Genomic DNA, 427 nt, shown 5'->3' on the forward strand with positions numbered 1-427 from the left:
GGCGGCCTGGTCGCCAGGGGAGCCCGCGGAGTCACCGGCGGAAACACCGCAGCCCTCATCCGGAGCCGCCGCCCAGACTCGTGTGACCGGGGCCGACGAGGCAGAGCAGGGTCCGACCGGACAGGACGGGCCGGGCGCCGCAGGCGACGACGACGCGATCGTTCCGGTCGTGCTGTCCGGCGCCTCGCCGGAGGCGCTGCGCGCCCAGGCGGCGCGGCTAGCGGATTTTGTCCAGGAGAGGTCCGATGTTTCGCCTGTCGCGGTGGCCAGTGCGCTCGCGGTCCGGGCCCGGCTCGCGCACCGTGCCGTCGCGGTCGTGTCGGACCGGGCGGGGCTGACCGCCGGCTTGAACATGCTGGGACAGGACCTCCCGGATCCAGGAATGGTGTCCGGTATCGCATCCACCCGTTCCAAGGGTCCGGTTTTT

At 72.6% G+C, this 427-nt stretch carries 1 protein-coding gene; it reads left to right on the plus strand.

Annotated elements, in window-relative coordinates:
- Positions 1-82: 82 nt before the first annotated feature.
- Positions 83-427, plus strand: a 345-nt coding sequence (locus AC559T_RS17145; RefSeq protein WP_498869385.1) for a KS-MAT linker domain-containing protein, incomplete at its 3' end; no start/stop codon positions are given.

Origin of the sequence: Frankia sp. Hr75.2 (assembly GCF_949319125.1) — a bacterium.
Lineage (GTDB): Bacteria > Actinomycetota > Actinomycetes > Frankiales > Frankiaceae > Parafrankia > Parafrankia soli.